Annotated in this window: 14 protein-coding genes; 7 read left to right on the top strand and 7 right to left on the bottom strand. The window is 65.0% G+C overall.

What is annotated here, in order from left to right; genetic code table 11:
* Nucleotides 1-157: 157 nt before the first annotated feature.
* The 3 genes from ACNJX8_RS38800 to ACNJX8_RS38810 all read left to right on the top strand — a co-directional run bounded on the left by ACNJX8_RS38800 (nt 158) and on the right by ACNJX8_RS38810 (nt 4,532).
* Complete coding sequence (locus tag ACNJX8_RS38800; RefSeq protein ID WP_128936799.1) at nt 158-883, top strand: outer membrane protein; 726 nt, start codon at nt 158-160, stop codon at nt 881-883.
* 164 nt (nt 884-1,047) lie between these two features.
* Nucleotides 1,048-3,189 carry a methyl-accepting chemotaxis protein gene (locus ACNJX8_RS38805; protein WP_128942079.1) on the top strand — a complete coding sequence of 714 codons (2,142 nt, stop codon included), beginning with the start codon at nt 1,048-1,050 and terminating at the stop codon, nt 3,187-3,189.
* 281 nt (nt 3,190-3,470) lie between these two features.
* Complete coding sequence (locus ACNJX8_RS38810; protein ID WP_128936801.1) at nt 3,471-4,532, top strand: MBL fold metallo-hydrolase; 1,062 nt, start codon at nt 3,471-3,473, stop codon at nt 4,530-4,532.
* Between the two features lie 169 nt (nt 4,533-4,701).
* On the opposite strand, the gene aroQ is transcribed toward ACNJX8_RS38810, so the two are convergent.
* Nucleotides 4,702-5,133 (bottom strand): type II 3-dehydroquinate dehydratase, encoded by a 432-nt coding sequence (gene aroQ / locus ACNJX8_RS38815; RefSeq protein ID WP_439358898.1) that lies wholly within the window; start codon nt 5,131-5,133, stop codon nt 4,702-4,704.
* Nucleotides 5,134-5,470: 337 nt separating this feature from the next.
* Between aroQ and hemA the strand changes: the two genes are divergently transcribed.
* Both hemA and ACNJX8_RS38825 read left to right on the top strand, forming a co-directional pair.
* Nucleotides 5,471-6,700 (top strand): 5-aminolevulinate synthase, encoded by a 1,230-nt coding sequence (hemA, locus tag ACNJX8_RS38820; protein ID WP_439358899.1) that lies wholly within the window; start codon nt 5,471-5,473, stop codon nt 6,698-6,700.
* Nucleotides 6,701-7,291: 591 nt separating this feature from the next.
* Nucleotides 7,292-10,801, top strand: a complete 3,510-nt coding sequence (locus ACNJX8_RS38825) for a PAS domain-containing hybrid sensor histidine kinase/response regulator (RefSeq protein WP_128942076.1) — start codon at nt 7,292-7,294, stop codon at nt 10,799-10,801.
* A gap of 36 nt (nt 10,802-10,837) precedes the next feature.
* On the opposite strand, the gene ACNJX8_RS38830 is transcribed toward ACNJX8_RS38825, so the two are convergent.
* From ACNJX8_RS38830 to ACNJX8_RS38840, 3 genes are all read right to left on the bottom strand, one after another.
* Entirely contained in the window at nt 10,838-11,392 is a 555-nt protein-coding gene (locus ACNJX8_RS38830; RefSeq protein ID WP_439358900.1) for a cytochrome P460 family protein, read from the bottom strand.
* Between the two features lie 72 nt (nt 11,393-11,464).
* Nucleotides 11,465-12,493, bottom strand: a complete 1,029-nt coding sequence (locus ACNJX8_RS38835; RefSeq protein ID WP_439358901.1) for an alpha/beta fold hydrolase — start codon at nt 12,491-12,493, stop codon at nt 11,465-11,467.
* A gap of 33 nt (nt 12,494-12,526) precedes the next feature.
* A complete protein-coding gene (locus tag ACNJX8_RS38840; RefSeq protein ID WP_128956894.1) occupies nt 12,527-12,946 on the bottom strand; it encodes an organic hydroperoxide resistance protein in 420 nt (139 codons plus the stop codon).
* Between the two features lie 200 nt (nt 12,947-13,146).
* Between ACNJX8_RS38840 and ACNJX8_RS38845 the strand changes: the two genes are divergently transcribed.
* Nucleotides 13,147-15,987: an ATP-binding protein gene (locus ACNJX8_RS38845; protein ID WP_439358902.1), complete on the top strand. Its 2,841-nt coding sequence runs from the start codon at nt 13,147-13,149 to the stop codon at nt 15,985-15,987.
* A 180-nt stretch (nt 15,988-16,167) separates the two neighbouring features.
* Here ACNJX8_RS38845 and ACNJX8_RS38850 read toward each other — a convergent pair whose 3' ends face one another.
* A complete protein-coding gene (locus ACNJX8_RS38850) occupies nt 16,168-16,839 on the bottom strand; it encodes a response regulator (RefSeq protein ID WP_439358903.1) in 672 nt (223 codons plus the stop codon).
* 294 nt (nt 16,840-17,133) lie between these two features.
* Between ACNJX8_RS38850 and ACNJX8_RS38855 the strand changes: the two genes are divergently transcribed.
* A complete protein-coding gene (locus tag ACNJX8_RS38855; protein ID WP_245473595.1) occupies nt 17,134-18,768 on the top strand; it encodes an MFS transporter in 1,635 nt (544 codons plus the stop codon).
* 69 nt (nt 18,769-18,837) lie between these two features.
* Here ACNJX8_RS38855 and ACNJX8_RS38860 read toward each other — a convergent pair whose 3' ends face one another.
* Both ACNJX8_RS38860 and ACNJX8_RS38865 read right to left on the bottom strand, forming a co-directional pair.
* On the bottom strand, nt 18,838-19,311 hold the full coding sequence (locus tag ACNJX8_RS38860; protein WP_164935109.1) for a secondary thiamine-phosphate synthase enzyme YjbQ: 474 nt from the start codon (nt 19,309-19,311) through the stop codon (nt 18,838-18,840).
* A gap of 153 nt (nt 19,312-19,464) precedes the next feature.
* Nucleotides 19,465-19,986, bottom strand: a complete 522-nt coding sequence (locus ACNJX8_RS38865; protein WP_128936810.1) for a hypothetical protein — start codon at nt 19,984-19,986, stop codon at nt 19,465-19,467.
* Nucleotides 19,987-20,174: the final 188 nt, after the last annotated feature.

Raw genomic sequence — 20,174 nt, forward strand, 5'->3', positions numbered from 1 at the left:
ATTAAGCACGAAAATCATTTGCAGCCCAATAAGTTAGGTTGGGCGCCGCTGTGCCACGCATGTGACAGCATTTTCGTCAAAAGCAAGCTATCTGCAAAACCAACGACGGCGCGGAATGCGCGCCTGCCGGGGACCTTACGTGTTGGAGTTCAAGACGATGAAGAAGATTTTGTTTGCGACCGTTGCGCTGCTCGTGATGGGCATGGCCGCGCCGGCCGTCGGTGCCGATCTCGGCAACCGCAACTATTACAAGGCGCCCGCGCCTGCCTATGTCGCGCCGATCTACAACTGGACCGGCTTCTACATCGGTGGCCATGTCGGCGGCGCGTTCTCCAGCGACAACAATTTCAACGGCCTCTCCACCGGCAACAATGGCAACGGCCGTTTCCTCGGCGGCGTGCAGGTCGGTGCGGACTGGCAGCTCAACCCGAACTTCGTGGTCGGCGTCGAGGGCCAGTATTCCTGGCTTTCCGGCAGCGTCGGCGCGGTATTCCCGGGCGGCATCGCCTACACCAACGACCAGCGCGGGCTTGGCTCGATCACCGGCCGTGTCGGCTACACCTGGGGTCCGGGCCTCCTCTACGTGAAGGGCGGCTATGCCTATTCGGACAACAACGAGAAGGTGACGGTCGGCGGCGTGCCGACCGGCTTCGTCATCGATGGCGATCACCGCAACGGCTATACCGTCGGCGCCGGCCTCGAATACATGTTCGCACCGAACTGGTCGGCCAAGGCCGAGTACCAGTACTACAACTTCGGCGACGCGCACTTCACCGCGGGCCCGCTGGTCGGCACCGGCAACTTCACCACCGACGATCACACCTTCAAGGCGGGCGTCAACTATCGCTTCAACTGGGCCAGCCCGGCCGTCGCGCGCTACTGAGCGGTTAGCAAAACCTTATCATCACGAAGGGCCGGCGATGTTGCCGGCCCTTCTTTTTTCGCTCTGCGGAACGCACGTAACTGATTGCACAAATTGCGATTTTTTAACCGGCGTGCCCGATACTCCCGGCCACAAAACAGAAGCAAGGGTGTGGGGGAATTTCGATGGCGATCCGTCTCAGTCTCGGCCGGTTCAGGCCGCGTTTCAAACTGCCGAAATGGGGCGTGCGCGGCAGCCTGTTCGCGGCCTTCGCAGTGATCGCCGGCATGGGCCTCGTGATCTCGGCCGGCGCCGGCCTGGTGCTGCAGAATCTCGGTGGGCGCATGACCGAACTGAGCGGACGGGACATTCCGCGTCTTGCTGCAAGCCTGCAATTGTCGGCATTGAGCGCGAGCCTTGCGGCACAGGGACCTGCCCTGCTTGCGGCTCAAACCGAGGACGCCCTGAACGAGCGCACCAAGAAGCTGAAGGAATTGCAGGAGCAGACACAGCAGAAACTCAACGAGATCATCGAGCTCGGCGCTGACAAGACAGTCGTCTCCGGACTCAGCGAGACCATCAAGAGCATCAACGAGGCGGCCCAGAGTCTGGCCAAGGCCGCCCGCGAGCGGCTGGATATCGCCGCCCTCCATGACAAGCAATATGACGCCCTGCGCAGCGCGCAGAGCGCGTTCGTCGGCGCGGCCAGTCCGGCCATGCTGAACGCCCAGACCCAGGTCAACGCCATTCTGGGGTCGGCCAACCTCTCCGCCGAAGATGCCACCGAAGCCGCGCAGACCGTCGGGCAGCTCGGCAACGTCGTTGCCAGTGGCAATCTCGCAGCCGCCGACATGAGCGCGGCGCTGTCGGCGAACACGGCCGACAAGCTCGACGACATCCAGAAGGAATTCAAGACGGCGCAGGGACGCCTGCGGTCCAACCTCGATTTGTTGCCGAACAATCAGGGCACCAAGATGCTGCGCGAGACGGCGGAAAAGCTGCTCGCGCTCGGCACCGGCAAGACCGGCGTATTCAATTTGCGTGAGAAGGAGCTCGACTCCGTCGACTACGGCCAGACCATCCTGGACGAGACGCGCAAGCTCAATGTCGGCCTCGGCATCAGCGTGCAGCAGCTCGTCGACGGCGTACAGAAGGAGACCAACGCATCGACCTTCCAGGCCCGCCAGGACATCTCGCTCGCGACCATCGCGATGCTGGCGTTGGGCGCTATGATGCTTGTCGGTTCGGCGCTGTTCGTCTGGCTCTATGTCGGCCGCAACATCCTGCGCCGCATCAGCGACCTGCAGCGCGCCATGCAGCTGCTGTCGGCCGGCGATCTCGACACCGAGATCGCACGCGCGAAGCACAATGACGAGATCGGTGCGATGACCGACACGCTTCACGTGTTCCGCGACAGCATGATCGAAGCCCGGGCGCTCGCCAGCGAGCAGGACAAGGATCGTGTCGCGAAAGCCGAGCGTGCGGCGCGCATGGAAGCGAAGATCGCCGAGTTCGAAAGCACGGTGCGCTCCGCGCTCGACAATCTCGCGCAATCGGCCAATTCGATGCAATCGACCGCGCAGAGCATGTCGAACACCGCGGACCAGTCCAACGCGCTGGTGAACGCGGTCGCCTCCGCCGCGGAGGAAACCTCGGTCAACGTGCAGACCGTCTCGGCCGGCACCGAGCAGCTGTCATCCTCGATCGCCGAGATTAGCCGCCAGGTGGTCACCTCTGCGGAAATCGCCAAGAAGGCGGTCGACGAGGCCGGCGCCACCGACACGACCGTGCAGAGCCTCGCCGACAGCGCGAGCCGCATCAGCGTCGTCGTCGATTTGATCCAGACCATCGCCTCGCAGACCAACCTGCTCGCCCTCAACGCCACCATCGAGGCGGCACGCGCGGGCGAGGCCGGCCGCGGTTTCGCAGTGGTCGCCTCCGAGGTGAAGAGCCTCGCGAGCCAGACCGCCAGGGCGACCGAGGAGATCCGCACCCAGATCGCCAGCATGCAGGAGATCACGACCTCGGCAGTCGGCGCCATCCAGGGCATCGGCCGGATCATCGGCGAGATCAATGACGTCACCACGACGATTGCGGCAGCGGTCGAGCAACAGGGCGCCGCCACCCGCGAGATCGCCCGCAACATCCAGCACGCTGCCGGCGGCACCAGCGAGGTCTCCAGCAACATCGTCGGCGTCTCCACGGCATCCGCCGAAGCAGGTGCTGCGGCGAGCGAAGTGCTGGGCGCCTCCGACGCACTGCGCCGCGAGGCCGACATGCTGCGCGGGGAGATCGACGCGTTCCTCAACAACATGCGGGCGGCGTAAGGACGCCGGCCGCCGCGCTCCCTCTCCCGCTTGCGGGAGAGGGTTGGGGTGAGGGTGCCTCCGCAATGGGACAGTTCGCAGCGCACTGGGAATGTCCCGCGAGGAGAGAGCCCCACCCGGCGCTTCGCGCCGACCTCCCCCGCAAGCGGGAGAGGTAACCGAGCTCGGGGCGCGACTGTCCCACATCACGGAAAAACACCGCCGGTATGACGGCCATGCGGCGGCCGCCAGGCATCCTTTTTCGGCTGGCGCCCCGCGCGCGGCGGGGTTAAGCCGATAGCATGAACTCGAAAACCGACATCGCGCAGTCCTCGGCCGAGGCTCTGCGTTACCCCTGGGAACAGCATCCCGGCCCCGAAGAAGTGGTCGAGGTGCGGCCCGGTGTGCTGTGGGCGCGGCTGAAGCTGCCGTTTCGCCTCAACCACGTGAATATCTACCTGCTCGCCGATGGCGACGGCTATGCGATGATCGATGCCGGTTTCGGCAACGAGGAGACGGTCGAGGCCTGGACAAAACTGTTCGACGGGCCGCTGAAGGGCGTCAACATCACGCGCCTGATCGTCACCCACTCGCACCCCGATCATGTCGGCCTCGCCGGGTGGATCGTCGAACGGTTCAACTGCCCGCTGGTGATGTCGCAGGTCGAATATCTGCAATCGGTCTATCACCAGAACCGCGGCACCGAGGAGCGGCGCGAGGCGCAGCGGCTGTTCTTCCGCCGCCATGGCATGGACGAGTCGCTCACCGAAAAACTGCTCGGCCGCGGCCAGGATTATCTCAAGCGCGTCTCGGTGCTGCCGCCGTCCTACCGCCGCATCTCCCACGGCGACGATGTCGTGATCGGTTCGCGCCGCTTCAAGGTGATCACCGGCGGCGGCCACGCGCTCGACCAGGTGATGCTGTATTGTGCCGACGACAAGCTGTTCCTCTCCGCCGACCAGGTGCTGAGCAAGATCTCGCCGAATGTCAGCGTCTGGGCGGTCGAGCCCGACCAGAACTCGCTCGGCGAATATCTGGCCTCGCTCGCCAGCCTCACCACGACGCTTCCCTACGACGTGCTGGTGTTGCCTGGCCACGGCGTGCCGTTCTACGGGCTCAAGACCCGCATCAAGCAGCTCGCCGATCACCACGAGGAGCGCTGCCGCCTGATCGCGGAGGCCTGCCGCGAGATACCGCAGACTTCGCGCGCCCTGGTGCCGGTCGTGTTCAACAAGCATGTGCTGGACGAGCACCAGATGGGCTTTGCCGCCGGCGAACTGGTCGCCCATGTCAACTACATGATCGTCGAGGGCCGGCTGACGGCGGAGACGCAGGACGGCGTGTTGCGGTTCAGGACGACGTGAGTTTTTCGCCTCTCCCCGCCTGCGGGGAGAGGCCGACACGCGAAGCGTGGCGGGTGAGGGGGAGTCTCCGCGAGTCCGACTCTCACCGTGATTGCGGAGCGGCCCCTCACCCCAACCCTCTCCCCGTAAGAACGGGGCGAGGGAGCAGACCGTCGCCGCAGCAACAAACTCACTTCATATTCGCGATCGCCTGCAGCGCCGCGATATAGCCGTACGGGCCCAACCCGCAGATCACGCCGGTCGCCACGAAGGAGATCTTCGAGTGCCGGTGATATTCATCGCGGGCGTGGATGTTGGAGATGTGGACTTCCAGCACCGGGCCTTCGAATATCTTGATCGCGTCCATGATCGCCACCGAGGTGAAGGAAAAGCCGGCGGGATTGATAATGATAGCCTCGGCATCCTGCCGCGCCGATTGAATCCAATCGACGAGCACGCCCTCATGGTTGGACTGGTGAAAGGTCAACTTGAGCCCGAGCTCTGCGGCGGCTGCCTCGCAACTCGCGTTGATCTGCGCCAGCGTCGTCGTGCCGTAGATGTGCGGCTCGCGCACGCCGAGCAGGTTCAGGTTGGGACCGTTGAGGATCATCACACGTTTCATCGGGGCGTCCTTTCGCATGAGCTGTCGGCACGACCGACCCGCGCCCTGCCTCGGGACGAGGCTATGGGCGTCGGCGCGACCGACTCTTCAATCATGGACGGAGCGCGCGTCATGGACAAAATGTCCATGGCAGCCCCTGCCCCCCGGCAACTCCGGTCCCGGCCGGCGGGCCTGTGCTAGGCGGTTGATCCAAATCAACAATCGCCGCCGGACCGGCGCTATCAATTGGCACGCTCGCCTTGCCGCAAATGTGCGCAGGCGCATGGACATCGGAGCTGGAAAAGCTCTAAAAATTGGACGGCCGCCTTGGGCCAGGTTTCCGCTGCAGGTTTTGCCGATGGATTACAACGAGTTCTTCAGTTCCGCCCTCGACCGTCTCCACACCGAGCGGCGCTACCGCGTGTTCGCCGATCTCGAGCGCACGGCCGGCCGGTTCCCGCACGCGGTCTGGCACTCGCCCAAGGGCAAGCGCGACGTCGTGATCTGGTGCTCCAACGATTATCTCGGCATGGGCCAGCACCCGAAGGTGGTCGGCGCCATGGTCGAGACCGCAACCCGCGTCGGCACCGGTGCCGGCGGCACCCGCAACATCGCCGGCACGCATCATCCGCTGGTCCAGCTCGAGGCCGAGCTCGCCGATCTCCACGGCAAGGAAGCCGCGCTGCTGTTCACCTCGGGCTATGTCTCGAACCAGACCGGCATCCCGACCATCGCAAAGCTCATTCCGAACTGCCTCATTCTGTCGGACGAGCTCAACCACAATTCGATGATCGAGGGCATCCGCCATTCCGGCTGCGAGCGGGTCGTGTTCCGCCACAACGATCTGGCGCATCTCGAGGAGCTGTTGAAGGCGGGCGACCCGAATCGGCCGAAGCTGATTGTCTGCGAGAGCCTCTATTCCATGGACGGCGACGTCGCCCCGCTCGCCAAGATCTGCGATCTCGCCGAGAAATACGGCGCGATGACCTATGTCGACGAGGTCCACGCGGTCGGCATGTACGGCCCGCGCGGCGGCGGCATCGCCGAGCGTGACGGCGTCATGCATCGCATCGACGTTCTGGAAGGCACCCTGGCGAAAGCCTTCGGCTGCCTCGGCGGCTACATCGCCGCCAACGGCCAGATCATCGACGCCGTGCGCTCCTATGCGCCGGGCTTCATTTTCACCACCGCGCTGCCGCCGGCGATCTGCTCGGCCGCAACCGCCGCGATCAAGCATCTGAAGACCTCGAACTGGGAGCGTGAGCGCCACCAGGACCGCGCCGCCCGCGTCAAGGCGATCCTCAATGCCGCCGGCCTGCCGGTGATGTCGAGCGACACCCATATCGTGCCGCTGTTCGTCGGCGATCCCGAGAAGTGCAAGCAGGCCTCGGACCTGCTGCTTGAGCAGCACGGTATCTACATCCAGCCGATCAACTATCCGACCGTCGCCAAGGGCTCCGAACGGCTGCGCATCACGCCCTCGCCCTATCACGATGACGGGCTGATCGATCAGCTGGCCGAGGCTCTGCTGCAAGTGTGGGATCGTCTCGGCCTGCCGCTGCGCCAGAAGTCACTGGCGGCGGAGTAGGCGCTCCTTTCACCCTCCCCTGGAGGGGGAGCGCACATTGAGCGCAACGAAATGTGAGACGGGGTGGGGTGACGGTCTCTCCACCTCGAACGCTGCCCGTGTGGAAAGATCACCCCACCCCGCTCGCGCTGCGCGCGATCGACCCTCCCCCTCCAGGGTAGTGCTATCGCATATGCATTTCGCGGGGACCACCCGCGAGTTTGCTCCGCCTCTCCCGCTTGCGGGAGAGGCCGACGCGTCCCGGGCGATGCGAAGCATCGTCCCGAGCGCGGCGGGTGAGGGCTCTCACCGCACCGGGATCGCCTCCGCAATTCTCGACAATCCCGACGCGGAGGCACCCCCACCCCAGCCCTCCCCCGCAAGCGGGAGAGGGAGCCCACTGCCGATGCCGAAGCATTATTCACGCCATATGCGATAGCCCTACCCTCCAGGGGAGGGTGAGGGCCGGCCGCTGGCGCTAAGGCTTAACGACAACCCCAGTTCCCGGCCCCACCGGGCATTTCGCTGTCGCTTGCGACCTTTCAACGCGCTAGATTTGCAGGGAAAATGAGATCGGGCGCTGCCCAGCGCCCAGGGAGAAGCGCGCTCGCCATGCTGCACGACTGGGGCGTGATCGCCGCCGCCTTCGGCTACATCGGCTTTCTGTTCCTGGTGGCGAGCCACGGCGACCGCCGTTCGCCGGCCGGGCCTGGCCGCGCCTCCGGGCTGATCTACCCGCTATCGCTGGCGATCTACTGCACCTCCTGGACCTTCTTCGGCTCGGTTGGCTTCGCCACCCGCACCTCGACCGACTTCCTGGCGATCTATCTCGGTCCGATCCTGATGATCGGGCTCGGCGCCGGCGTGCTCCGGCGCGTGATCCAGCTCGCCAAAGCCCACAACATCACCTCGATCGCCGATTTCATCGGCGCGCGCTATGGCAAGAGCCAGGCGGTGGCAGCCACCGTGGCGCTGATCGCCATCATCGGCTCGGTGCCCTATATCGCGCTCCAGCTCAAGGCGGTGGCCTCCTCGCTCGGCACGATCCTAAGCGAGGACCAGGCCTTCTCCCACATCCCGATCCTCGGCGACATGGCACTGATGGTGACGCTGGCGATGGCGGCCTTCGCGGTGCTGTTCGGTACCCGCCATACCGACGCCACCGAGCACCAGCACGGCCTGATGCTGGCGGTTGCGACCGAGTCCATCGTCAAGCTGGTCGCCTTCCTGGCCGCCGGCATCTTCGTCACCTTCTGGATGTTCTCGCCGCAGGAGCTGATCGAGCGCGCCATGAAGACGCCGGAGGCGGTGCGCGCCATCAACTACTCGCCGTCGATCGGCAACTTCCTGACCATGACGCTGCTGTCGCTGTGCGCGATCATGATGCTGCCGCGCCAGTTCCACGTCAGCGTCGTGGAAAATTCGTCCGACGCCGAGGTCGGCCGCGCGCGCTGGCTGTTCCCGCTCTATCTCGTCGCCATCAATCTGTTCGTGATCCCGATCGCGCTGGCCGGCCTCGTCAGCTTCCCGTTCGGCACGGCCGACCCCGATATGTACGTGCTGGCCCTGCCGATCGAGGGCGGCGCGAATCTGCTCAGCGTCGCCGTCTTCGTCGGCGGACTGTCGGCGGCGACCGCCATGGTGATCGTCGAATGCGTCGCGCTCTCCATCATGGTCTCGAACGACCTCGTGGTGCCCTTGGTGCTGCAACGACGGCCGGAGGGGCGCACCGGCGGCGCCGATTTCAGCGATTTCCTGCTGCGCTCGCGGCGGCTTGCGATCTTTGCCATCATGGTGATGGCCTATTTCTACTATCGCGCGCTCGGCAACACCCAGCTCGCAGCGATCGGCCTGTTGTCGTTTGCCGCCATCGCCCAGCTTGCACCAAGCTTCTTCGGCGGGCTGCTGTGGCGGCGGGCGACGGCGCGCGGCGCGATCGGCGGGATGCTGGTCGGCTTCGTGGTGTGGCTCTACACGCTGTTCATTCCGAGCTTCATGGATACCTCGACGACGGGCATCCTGCTGCTCCAGCACGGACCGTTCGGAATCGAGGCGCTGCGGCCACAGGCGCTGTTCGGCGCCGATCTGCCGCCGCTGATGCACGGCGTCATCTGGTCGCTGTCGCTCAACATTCTCACCTACGTACTCCTCTCGCTGGCGCGCCGACCGTCTTCGATCGAGCTGGTGCAGGCCGACCTGTTTGTCCCCAACACGCTCGCGCCGATCTCCCCGAGCTTCCGCCGCTGGCGCACCACCGTCACCGTGCAGGACATCCAGACCACGGTGGCGCAATATCTCGGGCCCGACCGCGCCCGCCATTCGTTCGAGGCCTTCTCGGCGCGGCGCAATGTCCGGCTGGAGTCCGGGGCGCCCGCCGATTTCGAGCTGTTGCAGCACGCAGAGCACCTGATCGCGTCCTCGATCGGAGCCGCATCCTCGCGCCTCGTGATGTCGCTGCTCCTGCGCAAGCGGACGGTCTCGGCGAAGGCCGCGCTAAAGCTGCTCGACGACTCCCATGCGGCGCTGCACTTCAACCGCGAGATCCTCCAGACCGCGCTCAACCATGTCCGCCAGGGCATCGCAGTGTTCGATGCCGATCTGCAACTGATCTGCTCCAACCGGCAGTTCGGCGATCTGCTCAACGTCCCCCCGCATTTCATTCAGTTCGGTACGCCCTTGCGTGAAATCCTGGAGTTCATGGGCGTGAGCGATCCGCCCGAGCCGGGCGACCGCGAGGCGATGATCGAACAGCGGCTTGTCGCCTACACCACCGACAGCGAGCCGTATCTCGAACGCCTGCCGGAGCGCCACATGGTGATCGAGGTGCTCACCAACCGCATGCCCGGCGGCGGTTTCGTCATCACCTTCACCGACGTCACGCCCACCTTCGAGGCGGCAGAAGCGCTGGAGCGTGCCAATGCGACGCTGGAAAAGCGCGTCCGCGACCGCACCGAGGAATTGACGCGGCTGAACTCAGAGCTGGCGCTGGCCAAGAGCGCGGCGGAGGATGCCAGCATCTCCAAGACGCGCTTCCTCGCCGCCGCCAGCCACGACATTCTGCAGCCGTTGAATGCGGCGCGGCTCTACATCACCAGCCTTGTCGAGCGCCAGCACAATGGCGAGGAGACCCGGCTGGTCGAGAACATCGACGAGTCGCTCCAGGCCATCGAGGAAATCCTCGGTGCGCTGCTCGACATCTCCAGGCTCGACGCCGGCGCGATGACGACCTCGATCTCGAGCTTCAAGATGGCCGATTTGATGCGCTCGCTGGAGATCGAGTTCGCGCCGATCGCGCGCGCCAAGGGCCTTGAGCTCGCCTTCGTGCCCTGCTCGCTGCCCGTCGAGTCGGACCGGCTCCTGCTGCGGCGCCTGCTCCAGAACCTGATCTCCAACGCAATCAAGTATACCCCGCGGGGCCGCGTGCTGGTCGGTTGCCGCCGCCGCGGCGCCTCGCTCAAGATCTGCGTCTACGACACCGGCGTCGGCATCCCGTCGGTCAAGCGCGCCGAGATCTTCAAGGAATTCCACCGCCTGGAGCAGGGCGCTCGAATCGCGCGTGGCCTCGGGCTGGGGCTCTCGATCGTCGAGCGGCTGGCACGCGTGCTCAAGCACGGCATCGCCATCGACGGCAATGCAAGCGGCGGCTCGGTGTTCTCCGTGACGGTGCCGACGGCGAAGGCGATCACTCACACCGCGGCCGTGACCAGCGCGACGCCGCTGGCACGCACGCCGATCTCAGGCGCGCTGATCGTGTGCATCGAGAACGATGCGGCGATCCTCGACGGCATGCGCACGCTGTTGAAGGCCTGGGACGCCGAGGTGATCGCGGTCGCCGACCCCGAGGGCGCGATCACCGCGATCGAAGCCGCCGGACGGCGCGTCACCGGCCTGCTCGTCGACTATCATCTTGACCGCGGCAACGGCATCGCCGCCATACGCGACATCCGCCGCCGCTTCGGGGACGGCATCCCCGCCATCCTGATCACCGCCGATCGCAGCCCCGCCGTGCAAATAGCTGCGCGCGACGAGAAGATCGCCGTGCTCAACAAGCCGGTGAAGCCAGCCTCGCTCCGCGCCCTGCTCGGCCAGTGGCGCACGCAGCAGATGGTGGCGGCGGAGTGAAGCAGCCTTACTGGTGAAGGCCAGCGGGTCCTCTTGCTAGGGTGCCAGCCGCGTGAAGACGTAATCGCGTCCTTTGGCGCGCGCTTCATGGCAGGCGAAGCAGGTGCGATGCTGGGCCGCGTCGACCGGCTTGCCGTCGATGAAACGGCCAAACCCCCAGCCGCCGGTGGCGGCGTATTTTTTGGCGTCCTTGACCATCACCTGGACCGTGGTGGCAGCGCCGGGAATCGTCGCGGACGCAAATTCAGGAGACTGTTTGCGCTTCCAGGCGCGCTTGACCAGAATGGTGCCGTCCGGGAATGGAAGCTTTCCGGCCTGATAGGCGTCGATTGCGGTCTGGTTGCCGACCACGGCGCGAAGCTCGTCGAGCGGCGCCGCCTCCTCGGCCGGCGCGATCAGCTCCCACCGCTTGTAGCCGGGCGGGATCGTGACGCCGAAGATCGGCGAGGAGTCGGCCGTCGCGGGCCCCTCGGCGGAAGCGATCGTGACGAGATACGGCACGCAGGTCAGGAGCACGACGAGGACGACCACGGTGAGCGCTATCATCGTGGCGTAGGGAGACTTCTTCTTTTCAGGTTCGGATGGCGTCATGACGTTTCATCAAGCTGGGTTTAACGGGCGATCCTCGGTCCAGCCCGGCTGGACCGAGATGCTGACAGATGCTCAGGCGCCATCGGCGTCGATGACGGCTTTGGCAAAGGCTTGTGGTGCTTCCTGCGGCAAATTGTGGCCGATGCCGCCGGTGATCAGGCGAAACTCGTATCGACCTGAGAACTTCTTGGCATAGGCGCTCGGGTCGGGATGCGGCGCGCCGTTGGCGTCGCCTTCCATCGTGATCGTCGGCACGTCGATGATGGGAGCTGCCGCGAGCTTCTTTTCGAGATGTTCGTATTTCGCCTCGCCCTGGGCAAGCCCGAGCCGCCAGCGGTAATTATGGATCGTGATCGCGACATGATCCTTGTTGTCGAGCGCCGCAGCGCTTCGATCGAAGGTGGCGTCGTCGAACTTCCACTGCGGTGAGGCGAGCCTCCAGATCAGCTTGGCGAAATCGTGCGTGTACTTCTCGTATCCGTCGCGGCCGCGCTCCGTCGCGAAATAGAACTGATACCACCATTGCAGTTCAGCCTGCGGCGGCAACGGTACGTTGCCTGCGGCCTGGCTGGAGATCAGGTAACCGCTGACCGACACCAGCGCGCGGCAGCGGTCCGGCCACAGCGCGGCGATGATGTCCGCGGTGCGCGCGCCCCAATCGAAGCCGGCGACAACGGCCTTCTTGATATCGAGCTTGTCCATCAGCGCGATGATGTCCGCGGCCATCGCAGCTGGCTCGCCGTTGCGCGGCGTCTCGCTGGAGAGGAAATGCGTCGTGCCATAGCCGCGCAGATAAGGAATGATGACGCGATAACCGGCCTTTGCCAGGATCGGCGCGACATCGACGAAGGCGTGAATGTCGTAGGGCCAGCCGTGCAGCAGGATCGCCACGGGACCGTTCGAGGGACCCGCCTCCGCATAGCCGACGCTGAGAACGCCGGCATCGATCTGCTTGATCGTGCCGAAGGACGCATTCGATGCAGAGGATCGTGGCGCTTCCGTCTCGGCGCGGGCGAGGTCGATCACGCCGAGACCAATGGCAACGGTTCCCGCAGCGACGCCAAAGAACTTGCGGCGATGCTGGTCGATGATCTGCTTCATGATGGTGCTCCCTTTGGGGTAGATGATGGTGCGTCAGATCAGCGCGACCGTGACGTCGATGTTGCCGCGGACCGCTTTGGAATAGGGGCAGGTTTGATGCGCTTCATCGATGATGCCGCGCGCGATCTCGCGATCGAGACCCGGCAGACTGACATTGAGGCGCGCCCTCAGCGAGTAGGCGCCCTCGTCGAGCACGAGATCGATCTCCGCATCGATCGCGCACTTCCTGGGAAGATCCATCTTGCGCTTGCGCGCGGCGATCTCCATCGCGCCTTCGAAACAGGCCGACCAGCCGGCCGCGAACAATTGCTCGGGATTGGTGCCGATGCCTGCACTGCCCGGCGGCGACAGCTTGACGTCGAGGCGACCGTCGGAACTGCGCGATATGCCGTCGTGTCGACCGCCGCTGGTGTGTGTCTTGGCCGTGTAAAGCAATTTTGCCGCTTGCGTCATGAAGCTCTCCTTGCCGTCGCGCAACTGACTAGCAGCGGCTGCCGCAGGACACCCGTTTGGAGTTGTGAGAAGTTGTGAGGCCTCAGTTCGCGTGCCTCACAAAGGCCTGCATCCACGGTCTGATGCCGATGCAGGGAGACGCCTTGCCCGATCGCAACCATCTGCTATCGGGTCCCCCCGGAAAGGATCAGGATTTCGCCATGACTGAACCGGCCGGGTCTGCGGTGCGAGCCCTATCGTTCGGGCCATTCACCGTGACGCCACATGAACGGCTGGTGACGCGCGACGGCGTCGCGCTGCCGCTCGGCGCGAAAGCCTTCGACATGCTGATCGCGCTGATGTCGCGGCCGAACCAGGTCGTCAGCAAGTGGGATTTGATGGCGCTGGTGTGGCCCGGCCTGACCGTTGAAGAAGCCAGTTTGCGCTTTCACATCGCAGCCCTTCGCAAGGCGCTCGGCGACGGCAAGGACGGCGCACGCTACATCACCACGCTGTCCGGCCGCGGTTATTGCTTCGTGGCGCCGATCTCGCAAACGATCATTCCGCCAGAGCGGCGCCCGGCGCCGCAAGGCGGCCTGTCGCCGGTGAAGCTGCCCAACCGGCTGCAACGGATGGTCGGGCGCGACGATGCGATCGCCGCCGTCTCGGACAAGCTCATCACCTCGCGCTTCGTCACGATCGCCGGCCCCGGCGGCGTCGGCAAGACTGCCGTGGCGATCGCGATCGCGCACGACCTGCTCGAGACCTTCGCCGATGCCGCTCACTTCGTCGATCTTGCCGCGCTCAGCGATCCCGATCTCGTGATCACCTCGATCCTGCTGATGCTGGGCTTGCCGGCGCAGACCGACGATCCCTTGCCCGCACTGCTCGCGCATCTCCACGACAAGAGGATGCTGCTGATCCTCGACAATTGCGAGCACGTCATCACTGCCGTGGCGCCGCTGGCTGCGGAGATCTTCCACGCTGCGCCGCACGTCCATATCCTGGCCACGAGCCGCGAAGCCCTGCGCGTCGAGGGCGAGCAGGTCTATCGATTGGCGCCGCTCGCCGTTCCGCCGGACGGCTCCGGGCTAACGGTCGCTGCCGCGCGGACCTATCCCGCCCTGCAACTCTTCCTCGAACGTGCCACGGCCAGCGGCGCGCAGATCGCGCTCGACGATGCCAATGACGCGATCATCGCAAGGATCTGCCGCAAGCTCGACGGCATGGCCCTGGCGATCGAGCTCGCCGCCGGCCGGGTCGAAGCCTATGGCCTGGAGCAGACGGCAACGCTGCTCGACGAACGCCTCAATCTGCTCTGGCAGGGCCAGCGCACCGCGCCGCCGCGGCAGAAGACGTTGCAGGCGACCCTGGACTGGAGCTACGAGCTCCTGTCCGACACCGAGCGCCTGGTGCTGCGCCGGCTTGCGGTGTTCGCCGGGCACTTCACCATCGACGCCGCACTCGAGGTCGTCCCGGACGAACGCGTCGATCGCTCCCACCTGTTCGACGCCATCGACAGCCTCGTCGCCAAGTCCATGGTCGCGCCGCGACCGATCGGCGCCATGATGCGCTACCGCCTGCTCGACACCACGCGCGCCTATTTGCTCGATATCGAGCCGAACGACGCGGCACTCGCCGCACGTCATGCCACCTACTACCGGCAATGGCTGGAGCAGGCCGGCTCGACATGGGCCATGGTGCCGAGCGCCGACGAACGGGCGATCCACTTCTCCGCACTTCACAACGTGCGCGCCGCGCTGGACTGGTGCTTCGGCACGAACAGCAACGCCAGTATCGGCATTGCGCTCGTCGCTGCGGCGGCACCGATCTTCCTCGCAATGTCGCTGTTGATCGAATGCCGGCGTTGGTCGGAACGGGCGCTGCTTGCGATCGATCCCTCCTCGCGCGGCAGCACTGAGGAAATGCACATCCAGGCTGCCCTCGGCCTCACCTTGATGTTCACGCGGGGCGGCAGCGAAGCGGCGCGCGCCGCCCTGAGCCGGGGCCTTGCGATCGCCGAGGCGCGTGGCGACGAGATCAACCGGCTCCAGCTGCTCGGCCGCATGCATATCTTCCACGAGCGGATGGGAGAGTTCGACGCCGCGCTCGGTTACGCCCGGCAGAGCCTTGCCGTCGCCGAGGCGCTCGGCGACGCGGCTTCGATCGCACTCGCCCATTCGCTTCTGGGCGTCTCGCTGCATCTGGCCGGCGAGCATCGCGATGCGCTGACGATGCTGGAGGCCGCCTGGCAGGGGCCTGGCACGGAACGGATCAGCACGGTCTACGGCTTCGATCATCGCAACCGGGCCGGCATTTCGCTCGCACGAGAGCTTTGGCTGCAGGGCCGGCCCGCGCAGGCGCAGCGGCTGGCGCGGCAGACGGTCACCGAAGCCGCGCAGATGGATCATCCGATCACGCTCTGCATCGCGCTGATCTGGGCGGTCTCGATCGACCTCTGGAACGGAGACCTCGACGGCGCGGAAGCGAACATCGACCGATTCATCGCACACGCCGAATCGCGCTCGATGGGCCCGTACCTCGCGGTCGGCCGAGGCGTCAAAGGCGAGCTGGCAATCCGGCGGGGAAACGCCGCCGCCGGCGTCGAGACGATCAGGGCTTGTCTGCGCGAGCTCCACGACGCCGGCTACGAGCTGCTCACCACGACCTTCAACGTCGCGATGGTTCAGGGCTTGTTGGCACTCGGACAGATCGAGCAGAGTGCGCGCCTGGTCGACGATGCGATCCGCCTCGTCGAGCAGAGCGGCGATCACCTCTACATGCCGGAGCTCTTGCGGATGAAAGGCAGAGTTCTGTTGTCGCTACCGCAGCCGAAGTCTGAGCAAGCAGAGGTCTATTTGATGCAATCCCTGGATTTGAGTCGCCGCACAGGCGCAAAAGCCTGGGAACTGCGGGCCGCGATTGATCTTGCCGGGCTATTTGCCGAACGCGGGCAGCGCGAGGAGGCGAAGCGATCACTTCGATCGGCCCTCGATGGCTTTGTCGAGCGCTCGGACTCGGCGGACATCCGCGCCGCCAGCACGCTTCTACGAACATTATGACGATAACGGCACTGCCAATGCGCCGTATCCGGCTCCGTTATCCTGAGGCGCGAGTGGCACGATGCGCAGCATCGCGCCGGGAGCCTCGAAGGATGAACGGCCAAGGAGACGGCCGGGCCGTTCATCCTTCGAAGCCTCCGCTACGCTCCGGCACCTCAGGATGACAGATATGACCGGCCCTCACCCCGTCGGCGTGCCCTGCTTCCATTGGCCGCCGGCGATTTTCGCGGCGGCGATCACCGCCTGGGTGCGGCTCTCGACGCCGAGCTTTTGCAGGATGGCCGAGACGTGCGCCTTGATGGTGGCCTCGGAGACGCCGAGCTCGTAGGCGATCTGCTTGTTGAGGAGGCCCTCCGACAGCATCATCAGGACCCGGACCTGTTGCGGCGTCAGCGTCACCAGGCGGTCGCGCAGGCGGGTCATGTCGGGGTCGGACGCGGCCGACAGATCGGTGTCGGCGGGAACCCAGACCTCGCCTTCCATCACCTTGAGGATGGCGTCGCGCAGCGTCTCGACGCCGAACCGCTTCGGGATGAAGCCGGAGGCGCCGAAATCGAGCGAGCGTCGGATCGTGGCGCTGTCGTCGGAGGCCGAGACGATCACGACCGGGATCGCCGGATATTGCGCGCGCAGGTAGATCAGGCCGGAAAAACCGGAGATCCCGGGCATCGAGAGGTCGAGCAGGACCAGATCCACGTCGGAGGTCTGTTCCAGCAGCTTGGTCAGATCCTCGAACGATCCGGCCTCGTCGATCCTGGCCGAGGTCAGGACGCCCGCCACCGCCTGTCGCAGCGCATCGCGGAACAGGGGATGATCATCGGCAATGACGAGATGGGTCGTGGGAGCGTTCATCGTTCTCTTGCTGTCGTTCGCGACCGACCGGCGAGTCGATGCGGCGGCGGGTCAATTCTTCCCTGCCCGGCCGTGGCATGCAAGTGCACATTATCCCTTTGCTGCAAAGGGGTTAATCCGCAACCTCGTCCGGCCGCGCCGCACCCGATACCAGCACCGTCAGCTGCGCGTCAGTGCGCAAGGCCAAAAGTCGTATTGGGGAGGGTTTCACGGCGATGTTACCTTAACGATCAGGTCGCCCGGCTTTCCGACAGCAGCCGGGTTGCGAAACAACCGTTTGGGGAGCGAAAACTGATGACCATGGCTGCGACCGCGGACGGGACCGTCCGCACCCGAGGGATGACTGGCGAAGAGCGAAAGGTCATTTTCGCCTCTTCACTTGGCACCGTCTTCGAGTGGTACGATTTCTACATCTACGGCACGCTCGGCGCCTTCCTGGCAAAATACTTCTTCTCAAACGTACCGCCGAATGTCGGCTTCATCTTCGCACTGCTCGCCTTCGCGGCCGGCTTTGCAGTCCGCCCCTTCGGCGCACTGATCTTCGGCCGGCTCGGCGACATGATCGGCCGCAAATACACGTTCCTCGTCACCATGACGCTGATGGGCGTCGGCACCTTCTTCATCGGTCTGCTGCCGGGCTATGCGAGCTGGGGCCTCGCCGCGCCGATCGTGCTGATTGGTCTGCGCCTGATCCAGGGCCTGGCACTCGGCGGTGAATATGGCGGTGCGGCGACTTACGTTGCCGAACATGCCCCGCAGAACCGGCGTGGCTATTACACCTCGTGGATTCAGACCACCGCGACGCTCGGTCTGTTTCTGGCGCTGCTGCTGATCCTCGGCATCCGCACCGCGATGGGCGAAGAGGCATTCGGCGATTGGGGTTGGCGCATTCCGTTCCTGCTCTCCGGCGTCCTGCTGGCGGTTTCGATCTGGATCCGTTTGAGCCTGAACGAGTCGCCGGTGTTCCAGCGCATGAAGGAAGAGGGCAAGACCTCGAAGCGCCCGCTCACCGAAGCCTTCGGCGAATGGAGCAATGCCAAGATCGCTATCTTGGCGCTGTTTGGCGCCACGGCCGGTGAAGCGGTGGTGTGGTACGGCGGACAGTTCTATGCCCTGTTCTTCCTCACCCAGACCTTGAAGGTACCGGCCGTGCCGGCGCAGATCATGATCGTGGTTGCGCTCGCCCTGGGCACGCCCTTCTTCATCATCTTCGGAATTTTGTCCGACAAGATCGGCCGCAAGCCGATCATCCTCGCCGGCTTCCTGCTTGCGATGGTGACCTACTTCCCGATCTTCAAGGGCATCACCCACTTCGCCAATCCGAAGCTCGAAGCAGCGCTGGCAGCCTCGCCAGTGACAGTAATCGCCGACCCCAGCGAGTGCTCGTTCCAGTTCAAGGCAACGGGCACTGAGAAGTTCACCACCGGCTGCGACATCGCCAAGGCCGCACTGGTGAACTTGTCGGTGAACTACCAGAACCAGGATGCGCCGAAGGGCACGGCGGCGACGGTCAAGATCGGCGAGCAGACGCTCACGTCCACCTCGCCCGATTTCGCCAAGGCTTTGCCCGCAGCGATCAAGGCTCATGGCTATCCGGCTTCCGCCGATCCGAACGACATCAACTATGTCATGACGACGGTCCTGCTCTGGATTCTCGTGATTTACGTGACGCTGGTCTACGCGCCGATCGCCGCCTGGCTGGTTGAGCTGTTCCCGAGCCGAATCCGCTACAGCGGCATGTCGCTGCCCTACCACATCGGCAACGGTTGGTTCGGCGGCTTCCTGCCGGCGACGGTGTTTGCGATCGTGGCTGCTACCGGGAACATCTATTCCGGCCTGTGGTACCCGGTCGCCATTGCCGCGATGAGTCTGGTGATCGGTTTCCTGTTCCTGCCGGAAACCAAGGACGTCGACATCAAGCAGATCTAGTTGAGATCAGCCGGAACCAAGGCTCCGGCGATCAGACACGAACGGCCGCGGATTCCGCGGCCGTTTTGCTTATGACGTCGCGCCGACGAACTGCAGTACCACCTCGCGCCGATGCGGCCGGCTGCGATGCTCGATCAGATAGATCGCCTGCCAGGTGCCGAGCGCGAGCTTGCCGTTCAGGACCGGGACCTGGAGCGAGGCTCCCGTCAGCATCGTCTTGATATGCGCGGGCATGTCGTCGGGCCCCTCGGTGTCATGCATCCATCCGGCGTTCTCCGGCGCGAGCCGGGACAGCGCCGTGGCGAGATCGGCAAGCACGGAGGGGTCGGCATTCTCCTGGATCGTCAGCGAAGCCGAGGTGTGACGGATAAACAGCGTCAGCGCGCCGTCGCGCGCGTGAGCTTCGGCGATGAACTTGGCTGCCTCGCTGGTCAGATCGGTGAAGCCGCGGCCCGGCGTCTGCACGGTGAGCAGCGACGATGTGACGGCGGTGGCCTGCACCGACGAGGGCGCCGAACGCGTTACCGATTTGCCTGATGTCATCGAAAATCCCTCCGGAAGCGCCGTAGGGTGGGCAAAGGCGCAAAGCGCCGTGCCCACGTCTTCTCTCGTCATCGTGGAAACATGGTGGGCACGGCGCAAGGCGCCTTTGCCCACCCTACAAGAGCTCAATGCTTTGGCCGCGCGAAGGGGTCCTCAAATCTTCCCCGACACGTCCTTCTGCACGCGGTTGGCCATGTCGATCAGCCGGCGCCAGGCTCTTTCCAGGAACGACATCACACGGTCGAGATCCTGGTCGCTTGGCAGCGGGATCTCGATCTTGCGCTCGCCCTCGGCCGCCTTCGGCTCCGCCTTCTTGAGCGGATCGGATTTCGGCAGCGGCTCGTCGATCTTTCCCGACACCGTCGGCCCGGCCGCGAGCTGACCCTTCAGCTTCTCGACTTCGGCCTGAAGCCGGCCGATCTCGGCATCGAGTGCGGACCGCTCGTCGGGCACCGCGTAGCAAGCCCAGCCAGCGCCGTTCTTGGTGCAGGTCGACATGGCGCCGGTGCGGGTGTCGAGCCGCAACACGCCCTCGGGGATCGGCGTCATGCTGTAGCGGCCGTTTTCACTGTCGGGAGCGGATTGCGCGGCGGCGAAGCCACCGCTGACGACCATCACCACGGCGAACGCGGCTACCGCAAACCATGATGTTGTGGATGACGTCACAGGTCTCATCTTGCGCTCCGCCACGACGTGCAGGTGGCACTTTCGTAATTCTACACCCGCCGAGGCCATCCGCCGCCCAAAACGCATCACCGATATCAACAACCGCGACGGTCCCTTTGATCCCGGCAGCGCGGCGAAATGGCGGCTGCATCCGCCGATCATGCGGAGAGCTGCTGCGGTGCGGCGTCACGCTGTGT

It is taken from the genome of Bradyrhizobium sp. SPXBL-04, assembly GCF_051853035.1.
Taxonomy (GTDB): Bacteria; Pseudomonadota; Alphaproteobacteria; order Rhizobiales; family Xanthobacteraceae; genus Bradyrhizobium; species Bradyrhizobium zhanjiangense.

Excerpts from the sequence above, each read along its gene's own strand:
- ACNJX8_RS38800 (WP_128936799.1), top strand. The coding sequence starts at position 158 with ATGAAGAAGATTTTGTTTGCGACCGTTGCGCTGCTCGTGATGGGCATG.
- ACNJX8_RS38805 (WP_128942079.1), top strand. The coding sequence starts at position 1,048 with ATGGCGATCCGTCTCAGTCTCGGCCGGTTCAGGCCGCGTTTCAAACTG.
- ACNJX8_RS38810 (WP_128936801.1), top strand. The coding sequence starts at position 3,471 with ATGAACTCGAAAACCGACATCGCGCAGTCCTCGGCCGAGGCTCTGCGT.
- aroQ (WP_439358898.1), bottom strand. The coding sequence starts at position 5,133 with ATGAAACGTGTGATGATCCTCAACGGTCCCAACCTGAACCTGCTCGGC.
- hemA (WP_439358899.1), top strand. The coding sequence starts at position 5,471 with ATGGATTACAACGAGTTCTTCAGTTCCGCCCTCGACCGTCTCCACACC.
- ACNJX8_RS38825 (WP_128942076.1), top strand. The coding sequence starts at position 7,292 with ATGCTGCACGACTGGGGCGTGATCGCCGCCGCCTTCGGCTACATCGGC.
- ACNJX8_RS38830 (WP_439358900.1), bottom strand. The coding sequence starts at position 11,392 with ATGACGCCATCCGAACCTGAAAAGAAGAAGTCTCCCTACGCCACGATG.
- ACNJX8_RS38835 (WP_439358901.1), bottom strand. The coding sequence starts at position 12,493 with ATGAAGCAGATCATCGACCAGCATCGCCGCAAGTTCTTTGGCGTCGCT.
- ACNJX8_RS38840 (WP_128956894.1), bottom strand. The coding sequence starts at position 12,946 with ATGACGCAAGCGGCAAAATTGCTTTACACGGCCAAGACACACACCAGC.
- ACNJX8_RS38845 (WP_439358902.1), top strand. The coding sequence starts at position 13,147 with ATGACTGAACCGGCCGGGTCTGCGGTGCGAGCCCTATCGTTCGGGCCA.
- ACNJX8_RS38850 (WP_439358903.1), bottom strand. The coding sequence starts at position 16,839 with ATGAACGCTCCCACGACCCATCTCGTCATTGCCGATGATCATCCCCTG.
- ACNJX8_RS38855 (WP_245473595.1), top strand. The coding sequence starts at position 17,134 with ATGACCATGGCTGCGACCGCGGACGGGACCGTCCGCACCCGAGGGATG.
- ACNJX8_RS38860 (WP_164935109.1), bottom strand. The coding sequence starts at position 19,311 with ATGACATCAGGCAAATCGGTAACGCGTTCGGCGCCCTCGTCGGTGCAG.
- ACNJX8_RS38865 (WP_128936810.1), bottom strand. The coding sequence starts at position 19,986 with ATGAGACCTGTGACGTCATCCACAACATCATGGTTTGCGGTAGCCGCG.